General features: G+C 61.0%; 17 protein-coding genes and 1 riboswitch. Of the genes, 7 read left to right on the top strand and 10 right to left on the bottom strand.

Annotation, left to right across the window (positions count from 1 at the left end):
- Positions 1-37: 37 nt before the first annotated feature.
- From HOLFODRAFT_RS0207485 to HOLFODRAFT_RS0207495, 3 genes are all read right to left on the bottom strand, one after another.
- Positions 38-1,462, bottom strand: a complete 1,425-nt coding sequence (locus tag HOLFODRAFT_RS0207485; protein ID WP_005035514.1) for a Fic family protein — start codon at positions 1,460-1,462, stop codon at positions 38-40.
- A gap of 170 nt (positions 1,463-1,632) precedes the next feature.
- Positions 1,633-1,947: a hypothetical protein gene (locus HOLFODRAFT_RS0207490; RefSeq protein WP_005035512.1), complete on the bottom strand. Its 315-nt coding sequence runs from the start codon at positions 1,945-1,947 to the stop codon at positions 1,633-1,635.
- 110 nt (positions 1,948-2,057) lie between these two features.
- A complete protein-coding gene (locus HOLFODRAFT_RS0207495; protein ID WP_005035511.1) occupies positions 2,058-2,717 on the bottom strand; it encodes a hypothetical protein in 660 nt (219 codons plus the stop codon).
- Between the two features lie 407 nt (positions 2,718-3,124).
- Between HOLFODRAFT_RS0207495 and HOLFODRAFT_RS0207510 the strand changes: the two genes are divergently transcribed.
- Both HOLFODRAFT_RS0207510 and HOLFODRAFT_RS0207515 read left to right on the top strand, forming a co-directional pair.
- Entirely contained in the window at positions 3,125-3,442 is a 318-nt protein-coding gene (locus HOLFODRAFT_RS0207510) for a flagellar basal body rod protein FlgC (protein WP_005035507.1), read from the top strand.
- A gap of 61 nt (positions 3,443-3,503) precedes the next feature.
- A complete protein-coding gene (locus tag HOLFODRAFT_RS0207515; RefSeq protein ID WP_005035505.1) occupies positions 3,504-3,908 on the top strand; it encodes a pyridoxamine 5'-phosphate oxidase family protein in 405 nt (134 codons plus the stop codon).
- Between the two features lie 246 nt (positions 3,909-4,154).
- Here HOLFODRAFT_RS0207515 and HOLFODRAFT_RS20010 read toward each other — a convergent pair whose 3' ends face one another.
- Complete coding sequence (locus HOLFODRAFT_RS20010) at positions 4,155-4,490, bottom strand: ArsR/SmtB family transcription factor (protein WP_005035503.1); 336 nt, start codon at positions 4,488-4,490, stop codon at positions 4,155-4,157.
- Positions 4,491-4,605: 115 nt separating this feature from the next.
- On the opposite strand from HOLFODRAFT_RS20010, the gene HOLFODRAFT_RS0207525 reads away from it, so the two are divergent.
- From HOLFODRAFT_RS0207525 to ribB, 4 genes are all read left to right on the top strand, one after another.
- On the top strand, positions 4,606-7,119 hold the full coding sequence (locus tag HOLFODRAFT_RS0207525) for a DEAD/DEAH box helicase (protein ID WP_005035501.1): 2,514 nt from the start codon (positions 4,606-4,608) through the stop codon (positions 7,117-7,119).
- 154 nt (positions 7,120-7,273) lie between these two features.
- Positions 7,274-7,819, top strand: a complete 546-nt coding sequence (locus HOLFODRAFT_RS0207530; RefSeq protein ID WP_005035500.1) for an outer membrane beta-barrel protein — start codon at positions 7,274-7,276, stop codon at positions 7,817-7,819.
- A 106-nt stretch (positions 7,820-7,925) separates the two neighbouring features.
- Positions 7,926-8,594 (top strand): endonuclease III domain-containing protein, encoded by a 669-nt coding sequence (locus HOLFODRAFT_RS0207535; protein ID WP_005035497.1) that lies wholly within the window; start codon positions 7,926-7,928, stop codon positions 8,592-8,594.
- Positions 8,595-8,604: 10 nt separating this feature from the next.
- Positions 8,605-8,748: riboswitch (FMN riboswitch) on the top strand.
- A 48-nt stretch (positions 8,749-8,796) separates the two neighbouring features.
- On the top strand, positions 8,797-9,462 hold the full coding sequence (gene ribB / locus HOLFODRAFT_RS0207540) for a 3,4-dihydroxy-2-butanone-4-phosphate synthase (RefSeq protein WP_005035495.1): 666 nt from the start codon (positions 8,797-8,799) through the stop codon (positions 9,460-9,462).
- A gap of 397 nt (positions 9,463-9,859) precedes the next feature.
- Here ribB and HOLFODRAFT_RS0207545 read toward each other — a convergent pair whose 3' ends face one another.
- The 5 genes from HOLFODRAFT_RS0207545 to HOLFODRAFT_RS0207570 all read right to left on the bottom strand — a co-directional run bounded on the left by HOLFODRAFT_RS0207545 (position 9,860) and on the right by HOLFODRAFT_RS0207570 (position 16,806).
- A complete protein-coding gene (locus HOLFODRAFT_RS0207545) occupies positions 9,860-10,978 on the bottom strand; it encodes a hypothetical protein (protein WP_005035493.1) in 1,119 nt (372 codons plus the stop codon).
- 75 nt (positions 10,979-11,053) lie between these two features.
- Positions 11,054-11,425, bottom strand: coding sequence for a hypothetical protein (locus HOLFODRAFT_RS22825; protein WP_005035491.1), 372 nt, complete (start codon positions 11,423-11,425; stop codon positions 11,054-11,056).
- A gap of 111 nt (positions 11,426-11,536) precedes the next feature.
- Positions 11,537-13,468 (bottom strand): hypothetical protein, encoded by a 1,932-nt coding sequence (locus tag HOLFODRAFT_RS0207555; RefSeq protein WP_005035490.1) that lies wholly within the window; start codon positions 13,466-13,468, stop codon positions 11,537-11,539.
- Positions 13,469-14,364: 896 nt separating this feature from the next.
- The gene (locus HOLFODRAFT_RS20020) at positions 14,365-14,799 is read right to left on the bottom strand and encodes a hypothetical protein (protein WP_005035488.1); all 435 of its coding nucleotides are present in this window, start codon (positions 14,797-14,799) and stop codon (positions 14,365-14,367) included.
- Between the two features lie 111 nt (positions 14,800-14,910).
- Positions 14,911-16,806, bottom strand: a complete 1,896-nt coding sequence (locus HOLFODRAFT_RS0207570; RefSeq protein ID WP_005035486.1) for a hypothetical protein — start codon at positions 16,804-16,806, stop codon at positions 14,911-14,913.
- A gap of 737 nt (positions 16,807-17,543) precedes the next feature.
- On the opposite strand from HOLFODRAFT_RS0207570, the gene tsaA reads away from it, so the two are divergent.
- Positions 17,544-18,098 carry a tRNA (N6-threonylcarbamoyladenosine(37)-N6)-methyltransferase TrmO gene (gene tsaA / locus HOLFODRAFT_RS20025; protein ID WP_005035483.1) on the top strand — a complete coding sequence of 185 codons (555 nt, stop codon included), beginning with the start codon at positions 17,544-17,546 and terminating at the stop codon, positions 18,096-18,098.
- A 442-nt stretch (positions 18,099-18,540) separates the two neighbouring features.
- On the opposite strand, the gene HOLFODRAFT_RS0207585 is transcribed toward tsaA, so the two are convergent.
- Positions 18,541-19,098 carry a rubredoxin-like domain-containing protein gene (locus HOLFODRAFT_RS0207585; protein WP_005035481.1) on the bottom strand — a complete coding sequence of 186 codons (558 nt, stop codon included), beginning with the start codon at positions 19,096-19,098 and terminating at the stop codon, positions 18,541-18,543.
- Positions 19,099-19,251: the final 153 nt, after the last annotated feature.

A 19,251-nucleotide genomic window follows, 5' to 3' on the forward strand; every position in this document is an offset into this window, starting at 1 on the left:
GAAGGCATCAGATCATGAGTTTCCGTATCCATCGGCATCAGGCATGATCGCCCTCTCCACCACGTATCCTGCACTTCCATTCGTCGAACTCGGAGGGGCGGAGCTGGTATCTGGCGAAGTTCCCATCGTGCAGAGAGGCGAGTTCCGTCTCGACTACAGTACGGAAACGGGTCCGGGCCTCCTTGGGGAGCTTGGCGTCGGCATAGGCACGGATTTGGGCTTCGGCCTCCTGGATCGTCTGCCCAGCCAGGACGACCTCTCGGACGATGCTCTTGATGTCAGTCCGGTAGCGGAGACGGAAGGGATCGGGTTCGCCGAGGGATGTCTTCACCGCGCCATAGCGGGCACAGGAACGCTCGTAGGCGAAAACGTAAACATCCCGGAGGAGTTCAATACGGTTCATCTCGTAGACGGCCAGCATGCCCTCGGTGAAATCCTCCAGTGGGACTTCCATGAAGGTAATAGGGATGCAGTTCTTACGGATGAAAGGGATGTTGGCTGCAAGGCGGCCAGTCCGCTTGTTGCCGTCGAGGAATGGTTGGAGATAAGGGATGTGAACGAGCAGGAAGAAGGACTGCTCGAAGGGGTCCTCGATGTCGCTGGCCGTTCGCAGGAGCTGTCGGCAGCATTCGTCGATGACCTGGGGGACCGCCGTTGGAATGTATGACGTACCACGGATCCCGACAGGGGCGACACGCAGGCTGCCTTCGTCCATGGGATTGGCGAGCAGGTTCTCCATCAGCAGGGCGTGGAGATTCTGAACCGTAGTGGGGTTCGGGCAGAGCATCTCCGCCGAGTCCACCATGTATTCGATGGCCGCCTTGTGGTTCAGGATCATCTGGGTTTCCTGGAGCTCCTTGCCCTCCGCAGTTTCCCCAAACTCGATCAGCTTTTCGGTGTCCAACAGGGAATAGGTATTCCCCTCCAGGCGGGAAGAGTTCCAGGACAGGTCGATCAGTAGGCGCTGGAGGATCTGGCGGGCATAGGTGCCTGCGGGATGCTCGGGTTCCTTGGGTGCACCCAGCGTGGCGAGTCGTTGTCGGATCTCGACAGGCAGGTAGAAGGTCTCGTTTGGCACATAGCCGTCGAGCAACTCTCGGCGGTAGCTCACGGGTTCACGCAGGGAGAGGGGCCGGGCCAGAAGAGCGCGACAGGCTTCCCCTGCGGGGCTCAGAGGGACCTGCCCCTCCCGAGGCGAAGGGATGAATTTGCCTCGACGAATAGGCAGGGTAGTTACGGCTTCGCCCTGAACAAGGAAGTACCGGCGAGCCTTGGTCAGGCCCTCGGCTCGTATCATCCCCTTCTGGACCATATCGGCGAGAAGGCGCCGGGCCACCTGGGGATCCAGAGACGTGAGGCCAGTCTTTTCCTGGATCTCGCCGCGGCTCAAACCGTCCTGTCGGCCCGCAAGGGCTTCCAGGATGCGCTGCTTCTGTTCGGAGGTGGAGGGGGATGCGGCCATGGCGAGACACCTAGATTGATCGAATTGATTGAATCACGTTTCAATCAGATTGAGTTGGCATTCAATCGAATCAATCAATTTTTATTTAGGGATCCCGTTGAAAATTGGTGGAGGCCTTTGCTTTGGAATGACGAGGATCGATCTTTCACGGCTCCATCAGGAGCCCCGATTCACCGTGAGCCACTTCCCCACCGGACCTGTATCACATTGGAAGCTTCCTCAGGCTCCTGGACTGGATCCGTGGCCTCGTCCTCGGCCCGTTCCAGATCATCCTCCCGATAGCTGTTCTCGGCGCCATTGTCCCAGCGCACGTAATAGGGCCGCGGGGAGGCACCGGGCTTGTGGGGGCGGTCCGCCGCGACCAGTAACGTACCAACGGTCCCACCGCCCTGCGCCTCGGGAATCCAACGAGCCACGCCACCGTACATGGCAATGCCCGCCGGAGTCAGACAGACACGGTCACCAGGGCTGAATTCATAGGGCATCGACGATCCTTCTGACTATTTGGACAGCATACAGGAGGCACCTCTCTCCCCGCAAAACCAAGCCCCCTAAGCAAGAGGGGGCTGCGGGACGATCCTTTACGACTCAGGACCTATGCCTGGCTGAAGCTCTCGAAATACGATTGCAAGGTCTGCCAAGCCGTCTTGGCGGCGGTGGCATCTCCCGCTGCCAGGGCTGTCTCGATGGCATCGAAAGCGCTCTGAAGGGAGTCATCTCCGCTCTGACGATTCTGCATCCGCTCCTGCATGGCTTCGAACAGGCTCTCCGCAGCATCGACATCACCGGAATCAAGCAGTTTGCCCAGCTGGTCCATGTCCTCCTTCAACGGATTCGACCCAGCTTGGCCCATGCCTGCGCTGAATCTCTCCAGATTCGACTGCATGGTCGTCCATGCCGACTTGGCCGCAGACAGATCCCCGGACTCCAGGGCATCCCCGATGGCCTCAAAGTCGCTGGCCATCGGATCATCACCGCCGTGGGACTGCATCCTCTCCTTCATCGCCGCATAGGCCTTCTTCGCGGCATCCAGATCCCCGGATTCGATCAGATCGCCCAGGTCATCGAAGTCGGTCTTGAAGGGATTGACTCCCTGCGAGGCCAAGGTCAAGCCCGTGATGGAAAAGCTCACGGAGTCGGAGCTGGCGCTTGACAGGCTGGAACTGCTGCTACTCGAGCTACTGCTGGCAGAGGAGGCAAGTATGGCCATGAGCTGCTGCAGGCTAGTCGAGGAACTCACGGACGAAACGCTCATGTCACCCTCCTGGGAAAGTATCCAGACACAGTCCCTTGTGCCCCGGAGCAAGCCGTCTGCCGACTCCGCCGAACTTTTGTCGGTCACTCAGGAACTGGAGTTGACAGGTTTTACCGAACCGCGCAAATATGCCGCCGAATGCTGCGCAAGAAATGGCGAACGGCAGAATCAGGCGGTGGAGCGGAAACAACCCTCTTTAATACTTTAATACTCGTCCAAGGTCTTTCGCACCCACACGAACCAGATCGGCGAGGCAGCTTGGAGGAGGTCGAACGGGAGCTTATCAGCGAGGCGCCCATCCACCAAGCAACCCATGACAATCAGGTAGGCGTCCGACTCACCGTGGTCATTCCTGCCCATTGTGCCCACCCCCACAACCTTCTATATTTCCCAGAGAGGTTTCCGCCATGGCCACCACTGCAATCAGTCTGTCGGGTTTGAATGCGGCCTCCCAGGGACTGGCGGTCACTGCGAACAATGTGGCCAACGCCAACACTGATGGGTACAGAGCCAAGCGCCTGGACCTGGAGGAGCAGCAGGAGGGCGGCGTCCAGGCCTCCAAGCTCACCGAGAGCCAGGAGCCTACCGGCCCCGGCAGTTCCAACGTGGACTACGCCACAGAGATGACCAGCCTCATGACCCAGTCCGGCGCGTATGCCGCCAATCTCCAGGTCATGAAGACCCAGGACCAGATGCTGGGCCAGTTCATGGACATGAAGGGCTGAAACCAGAAATTCCCTCCCACTGCGATTCCGGTCGAGTCCAGAATCGTGACAGGAGGATTTTATGTCCACAGCACTGGCTTTTCTGAAGTCCACTCCTGCATTCTTCGTGGGGACGGCGGACGGAAATAGAGGGAGGGTGCGCCCCTTCAGCTTCGTCATGAAGCGCAACGGGGCGATGTATTTCTGCACGAACGTCACCAAGGACGTCTACAAACAGCTGCAGGACAACGGCGAGATGGAGCTCTCAGCCATGAACCCGGGAGGAGAGTGGATCCGCATCCGGGGCAAGGTGGCCTTCGATGCCAGCCGCGAGGCCAAGGCCCAGGCCTTCGAGGAGGCCCCCAACCTGCTCCGCCTCTACCCCAAGGGCGCCGACGACGAGGCCTTCACGACCTTCTTCTTCACGGAAGCCGAGGCCACCCTCTTCTCCTTCACTGCCCCCCCGAAGCAGCTCCCCCTGGTTTAATGGCGCGGATCTTCAGACTGGCCACCTGGGCCTCAGCCCCCAATTCGTAGGGGGATTCCCCCACGACCTCCACCCCCTGGAACCCGGCCTCCCGGATGGCGGCCAGATAGTCCTCCTTGAGGAGGGCTCCAGGCCATCCGGGGGAAGACCTTCGGATGCCAGCAGTCTGGTCACCTGGGTGAGATCGGCGTGTACACGTTTCCTGAGGAGCATGGCTTCTCCTGAAAAAGGGGGTTGGAAAGGCTTTCAGTTCCCTGATGGGCAGCAGGGCGTGGGGACCTCCGCACTGCCCTGCCCCCCCGAGCAGCAGTCCTGCCAGAGGTAGTCGGTAAGGGCGTGGAGGCTCTGAAAATCAGCGCGATAGCGGAGGGTGGTGCCATCCCGCTCCACGCGCAGCAGTTGGGTGCTGGCCAGGCAGGCCAGGTGATGGCTGAGGGTGGAGGCGGGAATGCCGACCCGCTCCTGGATCTCCCCGGCGGGGGTGCCGCCCTCGGGGCCCTGGACCACCAGGCGGAGGATGAAGAGCCGGAGTGGGTGCCCCAGGGCCTTGAAGCGTTCGGCGTTCTGCTCCATCGGGGTCATCCAGGCCTCCTGGGATTATTCTAGTTTTTTCGAAATACAACGCAAGGATAAATTTCGAAGTTATTCGAAATTCACAAACACCCTCCTCCAGGCCCACTGCGCTTACCATGGAGCCATGACCACGCTCTACGATCTTCTCCCCCGGGACGGCGACTTCAGTTCCGAGAACCTCCTGGGGCGCTTCCTCGAATACGCCGAAGCCCAGGGCCTGAGCCTCTACCCGGCCCAGGAGCAGGCCATCCTGGAGATCTTCGAGGGCAAGAATGTCATCCTCAACACCCCCACAGGGTCAGGCAAGTCCCTGGTGGCCTCGGCCATGCATTTCCGTGCCCTGGCCCAGGGGCGGCGCTCCTTCTACACCTGCCCCATCAAGGCCCTGGTGAATGAGAAGTGGATGGCCCTCTGCCGGGAGTTCGGACCCCAGAACGTGGGGCTCAGCACCGGGGACGCCACCGTGAACCACGATGCGCCGATCCTCTGCTGCACCGCCGAGATCCTGGCCAACATCGCCCTGCATGAAGGCCGGGAGGCCAACGTAGGGGACGTGGTCATGGACGAGTTCCACTACTACGCCGACCGTGAGCGGGGGGTGGCCTGGCAGGTGCCCCTCCTCACCCTGCCCCAGACCAGCTTCCTGCTCATGAGCGCCACCCTCGGAGATACCGGCTTTTTCGAGACGGAACTGACCCGCCTCAACGGCCGGGAGACCGTAACGGTGAAGAACAACCACCGCCCCGTGCCCCTGGCCTTCTCCTACGCCGAATCCCCCCTGAGCCTGACCCTGGAGAAGCTGGTGGAGGAGGGCAAGGCCCCGGTCTACGTGGTCCACTTCACCCAGCTGGAGGCCGCCACCAGCGCCCAGGATTTCACCAGCATCAACGTCAGCACCCGGGAGGAGAAGACGGCCATCGCCGCGGCCATCGATACCTTCAAGTTCAACAGCCCCTATGGCCCTGACCTCAAGCGCTGGCTGCGCCACGGCATCGGCCTGCACCATGCCGGGCTCCTGCCCAAGTACCGGGTCCTGGTGGAGCAGCTGGCCCAGAAGGGCCTGCTCAAGGTCATCTGCGGCACCGACACCCTGGGGGTGGGCATCAACGTCCCCATCCGCACGGTGCTCTTCACCAAGCTCTGCAAGTACAGCGGCGACAAGACGGCCATCCTCAGCGCCCGGGACTTCCACCAGATCTCGGGCCGGGCGGGGCGCAAGGGCTTCGACACCGTGGGCTACGTGGTGGCCCAGGCCCCGGAGCACGTCATCGAGAACAAGAAGCTGATCGCCAAGCCCGGCCGCAAGTTCGTGCCCCGCAAGCCCCCGGAGCGCAACTTCGTCATGTGGGATGACAAGACCTTCAACCGTCTCATCGAGGCCCAGCCCGAGCGGCTCCAGTCCCGCTTCCAGGTCACCCACGGCATGCTCCTGAACGTCCTTTCCCGCAAGGGGGACGGCTGTGAAGCCATGCGCACCCTGATCCGGGAGAGCCACGAGACGGACCGGGCCAAGGAGGGGCACCGACGCCGTGGCTGGCAGCTCTTCCGCAGCCTCCTGGCCCGCCGCATCGTGGAGTTCATCCCCCCCACCCCCGAGGGCGCCAAGCTGAGGGTCAACGTGGAGCTCCAGGAAGACTTCTCCATGAACCAGGCCCTGTCCCTCTACCTCATGGACACCCTGCAGCTCCTGGACAAGGAGTCCCCCACCTACGCCCTGGACCTCCTGACCCTGGTGGAATCCATCCTGGAGAACCCCGAGGTGGTGCTCCGCAAGCAGCTGGATCGCGTGAAGACCAAGCGCCTGGCCGAGATGAAGATGGAGGGCATCGAGTACGACAAGCGCATGGAGGAGCTGGAGAAACTGGAGTATCCCAAGCCCCTGCGGGACTTTGTATACACCACCTTCAACGCCTTCGCCGACGCCCACCCCTGGGTGGGCCAGGAGGCCATCCGCCCCAAGTCCATCGCCCGGGAGATGTTCGAGACCTACCGGACCTTCTCGGACTACGTGCGGGACTACGAACTGCAGCGGGCCGAAGGGCTCCTGCTGCGCCACCTCAACAGCACCTACAAGGTCCTTGCCCAGACCGTGCCCGATGCCGCCAAGACCGACGAGGTGCGGGAAATGGAACTGTATCTGGGCGCCATGATCCGCCAAGTGGATTCGAGCCTGCTCGACGAATGGGAGAAGATGCAGAACGCCGATTACAAAGCCGAAGAGAGTCAGGAGCTGCGCCCCCCCGAGGCCCTGCGCGATGTCACCAAGGACCGCAAGAGCTTCACCGCCGCCATTCGCGACCGCATCTTCACCTTCCTGCGACACCTGGTGTCCAACGACTTCGAAGAGGCCCTGGGCCTGCTCCAGGAACTGGGCGACGCCTCGGACTGGACCCAAGAACGCCTGAAGGCCGCCATGGAAAGCTACCGCGCAGAGCACCAGGGCCCCCGCCTGGACCCCGAGGGTCGCAATCTGCGCCACACCTACACCAAGGACAATGGCGAAGGCATGCACGTCCAGCAGATGCTGGTAGACCGCGAGGAATTGAACGACTGGGTGGCCGAATTCCAGGTGGACCTGACGGCTTCGAGGGACGGAAACAGGCCCATCATGAAGCTGGAGAGGCTGGAGGGGATCTAGCGGAGTGCTCCCAGGAATCGTTGGATCGTGAAATACCACCGAGACCCTACACTAAATTGTATAAATTTTCAATTTATACAATCCATTCCAAGCAGTCTATTATGACACTTCAACCGACACGCAATGGCTCCCATTGCGAAACACCGGAGGTAGTATGAAGTCCGCATTCATGATCACCGCACTCGCACTCACGACCGTCATGGGCTACGCCCAAGCCCCCAAGGCAGGTTTCCAGGTCACCCTCTCCAGCCCCCAGGGAGATCTGGCGGACTTCGTAGACGACCAGGTCGGCTTCGGCATCGGCGGGCATCTCTTCTTCGACCTGCAGGGAGGCCACGCCTTGGTGCCCCGCATCGATTACATCGCCTATAGCAACGATGACTATGACGGCGAAGCCAAGGCCTCGACCCTCAGCTTCGGCGTTGACTACAACTACTTCCTCGAGCGGCGGGCCAACCGGGGCCTTTACGTGGCCGCCGGAGCCGCCATCACCCGCGGAAAGATCGAGTACCGGGACGACTATGACGCCTATTACGACTATTCTTACAACGACACGGCCCTGGGCTTCAGCATCGGCGGCGGCTACCGATTCAACTCCAACATCGGAGTCGAAGTGAAGTACAACACCGTCTCATTCTCCAAATACGGCTACGACGTCGATGCCCCCAGCCTCAACGCCTCCTTCGTCTGCCGCTTCTAGAAAACGGTCCAACCTCGCCCCAGGGCCCCGCAAGGGGCCCTGGGGCGTTTCAGGGCTGCAGAAGCTCAAACCGGCTGCCCCCTTGCCCCTCCGCTATGATGACCCCATGCGAGAGTCGCCCCTCTTCCAGCTCTACCGTCGCCTCCTGGCGGAGTACGGCCCCCAGGGATGGTGGCCCCTGCTGGACCACCCCGGCACCAACCCCACCAAGACCGGCTCCATCACGGGTTACCATCCGGGGGATTATGCCTTCCCGAAAACGGATGCCCAGCGCTTCGAGATCGGCGTGGGGGCCATCCTCACCCAGAACACCGCCTGGCCCAATGTCGAAAAGGCCCTGGTGAACATGAAGGCAGCCTCGGCGCTGGATCCCCAGAGCCTCCTGGACCTGGCCCCGGAGGCTCTGGGCGCCATGATCCGCCCCTCGGGGTATTTCAATGCCAAGACCCGCAAGCTCAAGGCCTGGGCCAGCTTCTACCTGGGCCTCGTCGGCGCCGTCCCCAGTCGCCCTGCCCTGCTGGAGGTCTGGGGCATCGGCCCCGAGACCGCCGACAGCATCCGGCTCTATGCCTACGAGCAGCCCGAGCTGGTAGTGGACGCTTACACCCGGCGAGTCCTGGAGACCGAGGGGCTGGTCCCGCAGGGCACGAACTACGAGGCCCTGAAAAAAATCTGCATCGATCATTTGCCAGCGGATCCTTTGATCTACCAGGAATTCCATGCCCTCATGGTTGAGCGGGCCAAGCGAATGAAAACGCACCCCCTTGGAAAATGATAGGATCAGACCACAACCTCAGGGCGGGGCGTAACTCCCCACCGGCGGTATCCCGGTCCGACCGGGGAGCCCGCGAGCGCCTTCCTCGGAAGGGTCAGCAGATCCGGTGAGATGCCGGAGCCGACGGTCACAGTCCGGAAAGAAGAGGTCACTCCAGCCAATCTGGACCGTGCCGCCCTGCGTATCTTTTCGAGGAGCGGACATGCAGGAAAAGGGACTGGAAGCCTACGGGGATGCGATGGAGCGGGTGGAGCGCGGTCTGGCTTCGCTGCGCGCGGGCTCGGGCGTGCTGGTGGTGGATGACGAGGACCGTGAGAACGAGGGCGATCTCATCTTCTCGGCCCAGCACCTGACCGTGCCCCAGATGGCCCAGCTCATCCGTGAGTGCAGCGGCATCGTGTGCCTCTGCCTGCCGGACGAGAAGGTCAAGGCCCTGGAACTGCCCATGATGGTGGAGCACAACTCCAGCCATTTCTCCACAGCCTTCACCGTCACCATCGAGGCCGCCGAGGGCGTCACCACTGGTGTCTCCGCAGCGGATCGGGTGCGCACCATCCAGGCCGCCAGCGCCCCTGACGCCAAGCCCTCAGACCTTCGCCGCCCCGGCCACGTCTTCCCCCTCCGGGCCCGCCCCGGCGGCGTCCTGGAGCGCATGGGCCACACCGAGGCCACCGTGGATCTCATGCGCCTGGCGGGCCTGGGCTCCTGCGGTGTCCTCTGCGAAGTGACCAATCCCGATGGCAGCATGGCCCGGCTTCCGGAAATCATTGCCTTCGGTGAGCGCGAGGGCTACCCCGTGATGGCGGTAGCGGATCTGGTGGTCTACCGCCAGGCCCTGGAGCGGGAGCTGGTGAGCGCGAACAGCTGAGAGCGATCCAGCAAGCCACGGAACAAGCCTTCTCCGGGGAAAAAGTATGTTGGCCGCGGATAAATCGGATGCACGCGGATAAAGAAAGTGGACCAAAGGCTGGACACTCTGGCCGCCCCGCTATGCGGGGGCGCGCGGCGAAGCCGCACGCGTTCCGAGAGGGACAGGTGGCTATGGCACGCTTGCGTGCCTCCGCCGCCTGTCCCTCTCGGAACCAGGCCTGAGTGTCCTGGTGAACTGCAGCATCTTCTATCCGCGTTCATCTTATTCATCCGCGGCTGATTCTTCTTTCGTTCGCCGACTCCCGTCATGCCCCGCCGATCCAGTCGACGCTGCAAAACGCATGAACCCGATGCCCCTGGGGACATCGGGTTCATGGCAGCCTGGGGCGTCAAGCTTACTTGCCGCTCGTGATCTTGGGGGCCATGAGGTTCAGGCCATTGCGCTGGAGATCGAAGACCTGGGAGGCCGTGCCCACCAGAAGGGCGATCTGGAACTCATCGCCGCCCTTCTTCTGGGCTCCCACGGGGGGGGCGCTGTGAATGGCCGAGGACTTCATGCCCTTGACCCAGTTCAGCCCCAGATCGAAATCCCACTTCACGCTCTTGCCCGTCAACTCCCCGGAGATGTGGTTCATGAGCCCATCCCCGCCATAGGCCACCTGAAGGTATCCAGGCCCCTCCATCCCCTTGCTCTGGTTGGCGATGGCCACGGACTGAAGCTTGCCGTTCCCCTGGTAGTTGAAAGTCATGGTCGTCTGCACGCCCTGGCTCACATTGGAGAAGCGGATCCGGTAGGGCAGGTGCGTGGCCTTGTCGTAGGCGATCTCCATCCGCCCCCGCTTCCAGAAGCCGAGGGTATCCTTGAGGCTCTGCTCCCGCTTGGCGGGGTCGTAGGCACCCGTGGGGGCATGGAAGACGGCGGTCTGAAGGATACGCCCGTTCAGGTTTTCCTCCTGGCCCAGGCTAGGCTTGAAGGTCGAAGCATCGATGTAGGCGGCCTTGATGTCCAGGATGACGGTGCGGAACCATCCCATGTAGGAGAGGGGCGCATCGCCGGTGGGCAGGTCCACCGCCGTGGTGTAGGCGTTCTGGTCCTTGCTGTAGATGAAGCCGCGCTGGCCGACCCGGGTGTAGACCATCTGCCCGAAGTCCCCGCCGGTCTCCGTGCGGAAATCCCCATTGGCGAAGTACGTCCCCTTGAGCTGCAGGGCCGCCTTGCCGCCCTTGGAGGCAATCCCCTTGAGCTGCCCCTGGGACACCTGGCTGGCCTTGTTGTTGATGGCCGCAGCCGAAAGGGTGAGGTCCATGCGACCGCTCACCTCCACGGCATTGCGATCCTGATAGGACTTGCCGAACCAGGCCCCGTCCACCGCGTCCAGCACCTGCTGGAAGGCTTGCCGGGCAGCCAGAGCCTCAGGATTGGAAGCGGCCTGGGAATGGGGCTTGGCGGGCGCAGCATGGACGATGGCGGTACCGCACACCAGGATGAGGGCGAGAGATGAAGCAAGACGCATGAATAGAACTCCTAACAAGGATATGTGTGCTGAGCGTAGGGGCTTGGTTCCCAATGATTCAGGCAGGGAACCCTATCAACGCACACCACCCTCGACGGAGGCCTGGGGATCCACAACCGTGTCGCCGCCCTTTTTGATCACCGAACCGGTCACACGCCCGAAGATCTTTACGTCACCGCCCTGATTGATGATGTCGCCGTGCACAGATCCCCGAACAACGAGCTTGCCGCCCTTCTCTACCGTAATATTCCCGAAAATCACACCGGGCAGCGTCAATGAGCCGCCATCAGCCACGATGAAGCTGCGACGTACGACATTTTCGATGGTCCTGGCTGTCTTGAGAATGGCGGGTGGGCCCTGGGCCAGGAGGGAAGCGGAGCGGGTGCCAGCCACCCCGAGAAGAAGCACCAGGGCGGGCAAAATGGAGAGAGAGCGAAGCAGACTCATGGAAATCGGGACCTTCAGAGAAAAAGAAAAGTCGTGGACTGACAGGAAACGAGCAGCCCGACCGCCCTGCAAGGAGCGCAGGACGGTCGGCTGCGGTTCACACCGGAGAAACTAGTTCTCGGTGACCGTGATCTTGAAGTAGGCGCCAGTGGTGAGCGTCAGGCTGCTGGTGTAGGTGGCACCGCTCGCCAGGCTGATCGCACTCACACCGCTCACCGCGCTGCCATCGGCGTTGCACTCCTGGATGCTCACGGAGACGCCGCTGCCCACCACGATGGAGGACGTGCCGCTCTGGGTCAGGCTGGTGATCGCGTAGACCAGGTTGGTGGGAGCCATCGAGCTCTCTGTGCCGGTGTAGGTATTGTTGGCCTTGGGAGCCGTGATGGTCCAGGTGCTGGCGCCGCTCAGGGTAACATTCAGCGTGCTGCCCGTGGTGTAGCCGTAGGTGTAGTCAAAAGCGCCGAAGTAAGAACAGGAATCGGGATTGGGGGTAGGCATGACGGTCTTGAGCACGCCGTCCAGAGTGCTCTCCTCGGTGGCCGTGGCGATGGAGATGGCGCCGGTCACGCTGGCACCACCAGAGATCACGACATCCAGTTCTTTTGCTTCGAAGCCGTGGATGATATCGCCAGTCACGGTAGAGTTATCGATGGTGAGGGTGGCACTGGTGCCGCTCCCATTTCCACCGCCGGAATCATCGTTCGTCGCCGTCTCCAAGATGCGGCCATTGGCGGAGGTGATAGAGGCGCCATTCTTGATAGTGACATTGGGATAGGAGCCCTTGAGGACGAACAGGCCCTTGACGGTGCTCCAGGTCCCACCGTCCACCTCGAAGGTGCCACCGCTGTTGCCCCAGATCACCATGCCGAAGCGGCCGGAGGTGACGGTGTCGTTCCGGAAGTAGCCCGAGGCCGCCCCGTTGGCGGCGATGAGGACCATGTCGGGCACAGTGACGGTGCAGTCGTTGTAGTAGACCTTGGAGTCGTCGCCGATGGTGTAGCTGGCGTAACCCGAGTCCGTGACGGTGACCTTGCAGTTGTTGACGTTGAGGCGGACGGAGGTGTTGGTGTCCACCGAGAGGGCGCCCCAGTTCTTGGTGCTGAAGGTCGTGTCGTTGTAGGTGGCGGTGGCGTAATCCAGGAGGTTGGTGGCGCGGCAGTCACCCTTGATGCCCAGCATGAAGGGAGGCATCACCATGTAGCCCGGCGCGATGATGGTCGGCATGGCGGGAGTCCAATAGGCAGCGAAGAGCTCCTCATCGTCGCAGAGCTGGCCACCGCCAGTCTGGATGTAGCCAGCATTGCACTGCAGCGTGGAGTGCTCCTTCACCAGGATGGCCGTGCGGACGACGCCATCCGTGATGATGCTGGGGCTGTTGAGGGTGACATTGGCATAGCCCTGGGTCACCAGCCCGGCGCCCACGCCCGAGAAGTCGTTGCCGTATTCAACATACGTTGTCGAGTCAAAGTCCGTGCCGCCGTTGCCCGTGAGGTTCATGGTGAGGTTGTTGATCTTGAAGTCGCCGGCCGTGGTGGAGTCGGTGGCCGTGACCACAATGCCGTTGAAGGCGGGACCGACGGACGTGATGGTGGCCCCATCCAAGGAGGTGAGGGACTCGGTGAGGGTGAGCCCCTGGACCGCAGAAGTGACCGACTTGGAGAGCACCGGGGCCCCGTCCTCGATGTAGGCAGCCGTGCGCCAGTCGTAGGTGTAGCCGCCGTTGGTGACCTCGATCAATTCCGTGGGTTCCAGGACCACACCGGTGCTCGAAGAGCTGGTATAGGTCCCAGCAGCGATCGGCGTCTCGACGCCATCCACCGTCAGGGTCAGGCTACCACTGGCAGCCACGGGAAGGACATCCGCGATGGTTAGCGTGGTCACCTTCGTAGTGGCGCTGATGGTCGCATTGTCGGAGTCGATGGTGAGCGAAGTCGTCGTGGTCGCAGCAGAGTTGCTAGAACTGCCGCCGCACGCAGTGAGGGCGACCAGCATCAGCGCAGTGGCACCCAGAGTCGCGGCACTCTTGAAGTATTTATTAACCATTGAGTCTTTCTCCTTTAACGAGCGCATAGCTCGGCTGTAAAAACGGAAGAGCGTTTAAGAGTGGAGGGAACCAAATTGTTGAACGTGACACCAGCATGTGAAGACTTCGCATTAGGGTCCAATGCGTTTATCTAATCGAACCCGCTGTATGAGCTCGCCCTATTTAATAAACAGAAAATAACCATGCACCACATTTGGTTGATTTTATTAAGGATCCCCAAACACCAATCGGCCCATATGGGCCGATTTTTCTTATGGCACTCCCCATTCAGCACCCCAAAAGGCAAGCTAAACGGCGCATATCAACAGGAGCCCCGCGTCGTCAGAATCCAGGCCTGGAACCTCCTCACATTATCCGGGTGCCAAGGCATGTATCACAGCCCAACCCATGCAATACAAAGCATATTATTACAATAATTATAGGCAAAAAAGCATCCTGCGCCACGCATATGACCCGACGGCTCACCCGCCCCACAAAACGGTTGAGCGGTGCACCATTCACCCTAAGCGATCCGCGCACACCCAAGGCCCGATGCTCAGCATCCCCCCCTGCAAGGGGAAAAGGGAGGCTCAAAGGGTGGCATCAAGAATCGGAAGGAGATGGGCAGGGCTTTAGTGATAAATTATTATTATTTACACACAAAAAAACTAATTGCTATCCGCACCTATTTGCCTCAATTATTATGATTAAAATATTTTCACCACACATAACTATATGACTTCACTATGCAAACAAATCACACATACAGTATATGGGCCGAATATCCTTATGGTGCAATCCCTCACATCGCACGCCCGTCGCAGCGGTGAGTCAGGCGTGACCCTCCAGAGCATGGCTCTCCCCCACCTGTTGTGCCATGTGGGGGAAAGCCATGCTCGGACGGACGGGAGCGGGATCACAGTCTGCCAGTCGGAGTCCGTGCTGGCGTTCCGTCGGCCCGTTCCCGCAGCCCTCGTTCGAGTGGGGCGCCGCCTTCTACGGAAGCCTGGGGGTCGACAACCGTATTGCCACCTTTCTTGATCACCGAGCCAGTGACACGGCCCAGGATCTTCACCTCCCCGCCCTGATTGATGACATCGCCGTGCACCGAGCCCCGGACGACAAGACTGCCGCCCTTCTCCACCGTGATGTTCCCGAAGGCCACGCCGGACAGGGTCAGGGAGCCGCCATCAGCCACGATGAAAGCTCCGCGCACGACGGTCTCAATGGTCCTGGCAGTCTTGAGAACGACCGGTGGGCCCTGGGCGAGGAGGGAGGCGGAACTGGAGCCAACCACCCCAAAAAGAGGCACCAGGGCGAGCAAAACCGAGAGGACGCGGAGCAGACGCATGGAAATCGGGACCTTCAGAGAAAAAGCCAAGTCGTGGACTGACAGGAAACGTGCAGCCCGACCGCCCTGCAAGGCGCAGGACGGTCGGCTGTGTTCGCTCCGGAGAAACTACTAGCTGACCGTAATCTTGAAGATGTTGCCGGTCGTGGTGGGGGTCAGGCTTGTCGCATAGGTGCTACCACTCGTCACCGTAATCGCGCTGCCCACCGTGGTGGTGCCGTCGCTCGCATATTGCTGGATGGTCAGGGTGACACCCGAACCCGCGGCAATGTAGGAGGTGCTGTCGAGGGTCAGGCTGCCGATCACGTAGGTAGTGTTGGTGGGAGCGAGGCTGCTCACAGAACCTGTGTAGGAGTTGGTGGCCTTGGGGGCCGTGATGGTCCAGACGCTGGCATCGGACAGGGTGACGTTGACCAGGCCCTTAGTAACGCCATAGGTGTAGTCGAAGGCGCTCATGTACTGGTAGGTGCTGGCGCTCGTGGTCACACCATCCATCGTAGCCTCGGCCGTTGCGGTGGCGGAGGTGATGGCGCCGGTAACGCTGCCGCCCCCCGAGATGACGACTTCCAGGGTCCCGTTTGTGTTGCCGTGGATGATGTCGCCGGACACAGCGGTGCCATCGATGCTCAAGGTGGCGGTGCCGCTGCCGGTGGTGGTGCCGCCACCGGTGTCATCGTTCTCCACCGTCTCAAGGATGCGGCCATTGGCCGTGGTGAGGGTGGCACCGTTCTTGATGTTGACATTGGACCAAGCCGTTTTGAGGATGAACATGGCCTTGGCGGTGCTCCAGGTGCCGCCATCAACCTCGAAGGTGCCATCGCTGTTGCCCCAGACCATGATGCCGAAGCGGCCGGAGGTGACGGTATCGTTCCGGAAGTAGCCTGAGGCGGCACCGTTGGCAGCGATGAGGACCATGTCAGGCACATTGACGGTGCAGTCGTTGTAATAGACCTTGGAGTCGTCGCCGATGGTGTAGCTGGCGTAGCCCGAGTCCGCGACAGTGATATCGCAGTTGTTGGCGTTGAGGCGGACGGAGGTATTGGTATCCACCGAGAGAGCGCCCCAATTCTTGACCTTGAAGGTGGTGTCGTTGTACGTCGCCGTGCCGTAATCGAGGAGGTTGGTGGCACGGCAATCACCGGTGATGCCCAGCATCCAGGGGGGAGCGACCATGTAGCCGCCCTGGATGATGTAGGGGAAGCCTGCATCCCAGTATGTGCTGGGCAGGGTGCCGCCATTGGTCTCGATGTAGCCGCTGTTGCACTGCAGCGTAGAGTGATCCTTCACCAGGATAGCCGTGCGGACGATGCCATCCGTGATGATGCTGGGGCTGTTAAGGGTGACATTGGCATAGCCCTGGGTCACCACACCGGAGCCCACACCTGAGAAGTCATTGCCATACTCAATGTAGTCGGCGGTGGAAGAGAAGTCCTCACCACCGTTGCCCGTGAGGTTCATGGTGAGGTTGTTGATCTTGAAGTCACCGGCCGTGGTGGCGTTCGTGGCCGTGACCACAATGCCGTTGAAGGCGGGGCCGACGGACGTGATGGTGGCCCCGTCGAGGGAGGTGAGGGACTCGGTGAGGGTGAGCCCCTGGACCGCGGAGCTGACCGACTTGGAGAGCACCGGAACCCCGTCCGCGATGTAGGCAGCCGTGCGCCAGTTGTAGACGTAGGTGTCGCTGTAGGCCACCTCGATCTGGTCCGTGAGCTCCAGGACCACACCGGTGCTGGAAGAGCTGGTATAGCTTCCGGCGGCGATCGGCGTCTCGACCCCATCCACCGTCAGAGTCAGGCTGGAGCCATCAGCAGCGGTGGGAAGGGTATCGCCGATGGTCAGTGAGGACACCTTCGTGGTGGCACTGATGGTCGCGTTGTCGGAGGTGATGGTGAGCGCGTTGGAAGCAGAAGAGGAGGAGGAGGAGCTCCCGCCGCAGGCGGTCAGCAGGAAGAGCAGGGACAGGGAAGCCCCAAGACCCGCCAGACCTTTAAACTGGTTGTAGCGCATTAAAAAACTCCTTAAGCAATTTGACTGGCATGAAAATTTGCCAGCAGGGTTAAAAAAAGCCAAAGCAACACCAAACAGAATGCATAAACCGTAATTTATAGCACCTAAATATACAAACGCAAAATTATATAAAAAATTACAGTTATATCCATCCTATCGCCTGTCGAATGCCCTTGATCAAATCCGCCTTGACACACTGCCTGACAGCATTGGTGTGGAATCTACCCGATGGGACAGGAGACCTTTTCCGCACCTGCATGTCGCGACAGTTCGTGTGAGTGAAGTATCCCGGGCCCCGGGCTTAAATGGTCATGAAAATTCCCACCGGACGCCGAAGGTATTTCCCAGTTCGCCCAATGGTGTCCGATGGGGACGCAGCGGGAGGCCCCTTCCCACCCGAACCGCCGAAACGGGTTCACTCCCCGCCCTTCGACCTATTTGTCATAACAACTTTTTGCACACACATAATTGAGGCGACAATTAAATTAGCGTTCAGCCCCCTCCTCCATTCGGAGGGAGCCATGGATATTGGTGGTGCGATCTCAGGCCGTGAAGTCCGGTGTCGGCATTCCAGAGAGGCTGGCCTTCATGGCCTGGGCACCGTCCTGGAAACGCACTTGAAGCAGCTTCAGTTGGTCTGCAACACGGACCTGGACCTGCAAGATACGCAATAATGGCCTATTATACAATCCAAACACCCCAAGAACCCCGCCACAGTCTCCCGCTACCCTGGACCCATGGAACCCCTCACCCTCCGACCCATCGCCTTCGTCCGCTCCCCCTACCGGAACCGCATCGACGCTCCCCACCAGGCCACGGTGGTGGAGGGCACGGAGTCCGGGCAGGCGGCGGAAGCGCTGATCGAGCTGGAGGACTGGCTTCCCGAGAAGGCCCTGAAGGGCCTGGAGGGCTTCGAGCGTATCTGGGTGGTCTTCGCCTTCCACCGCAGCGAGGGCTGGGCGCCCCTGGTCAAGCCGCCCCGGGGGCAGGGCCGCAAGGGGGTGCTCGCCACCCGCAGCCCCCACCGGCCCAATCCCATCGGGCTCTCAGCCCTGGAACTGGTATCGGTGGAAGGCAGGACCCTGAGGGTCCGGGGCATGGATCTCCTGGACGGCACCCCGATCCTGGATATCAAACCCTACGTACCCTATGCGGATGCCTTCCCGGAATCCCGGGCTGGCTGGATCGATGAGGTGGATGCGGAGACCGGCAAGGGTTGGGCACCAGGCCCCCGGAAGCCACGGAAACTCGACCCGGAAGACAACTGTTCACACCTCCCGCCAGCGGAGTGAGGGAAGGCCCCGAAAAGCAGAATCAGCTGGGATAAAAAGGATGAAGCAGGATAAAGCAATCAGCGTACAACAATGGTCCACCAAGGCGCTCCGGCCCGCCCCGCGAAGCGGGGGCGTCCGGCTTTGCCGGGCGCGTTCCAGGAGGGTGAGCGGGCTTCGCACGCGCGCGTGTTGCAGCCCGCTCACCCTCCTGGAACCAGGGCCGGAGCGCCGATCATTCAGACCAGAGGCTTTTCATCCCCTGTATCCCCTCCATCCCAGCCAGCCTTTGTTTTTCTCTGTGCCCTCTCTTTTGAACCTCTGTGCCCTCTGTGTTTACTCTTTTGAACTTCCTGGCTGAGCAGAGCCGCCAATCTGGAATCTGTATATCCCCGGGAATCCTGTCCATCCCCGGCCAACATGCTTTTTCAGTCGGCTCCCCTGTTTGGCGTGGCGCGAACAGCTACCCCGGAAGCATGCAGCTGAACAGGGTCGCGCCGGTCTTCCCCAGGAAGACCGCGAATCCCGTCGCCACGGCACTCAACAGGACAATGGCCCAGGTATTGGCCCCGTGGAACCCGAAGAGCAGATAGAGCACGAAGACCAAGACAGAGAGCGCCAGGAAGGCGACTCCAGCCACGATCTTGCGCTTCAGGAGGGGGGTCTGGAGCTTCTTGAAGCGGAGCTTCCCATCGACGAGCCCAGAGACGAAGGCCGCAATGGCCCCGAAGGGCAGCACCAGCACGGCCCACTTGGCCACGAGCATGAATTCCGCATGGTATGGCTGGGGTAGCAGATGGGCCAGGATGGGCAGCAGGACGCAGCAGAAGAGCAGCACCTGGGGAAGATGGACCGCGATCGGATGGAGGTGCTGCTCCACCAGGAATCGGCGCCGCGCCGCGATGTCCTTGGGATAGGCCTCGAATACCGTCCTCGGCAGCCCGCAGGCCGGGCAGACATCCCCCAGCTGACCTTCCTCCGCAATGTAATCACAGGCCCTGCACCTCAGGTACTTTGCCATGTAGCCCTCCACGGAGATGCTGCCAATCTCACCCGTTCTGATGTAAAAATAAAGCGTGCCCCCCGAAAAATTTGCAGAAAAGTGGAGACACGGTAACCGAGTACAAGGAGCTGTTTTGATTTTGAAGAGTGCAGGATTTTGTTTAGGCGCCAC

The sequence above is a fragment of the Holophaga foetida DSM 6591 genome (genome assembly GCF_000242615.2).
Classification (GTDB): Bacteria; Acidobacteriota; Holophagae; order Holophagales; family Holophagaceae; genus Holophaga; species Holophaga foetida.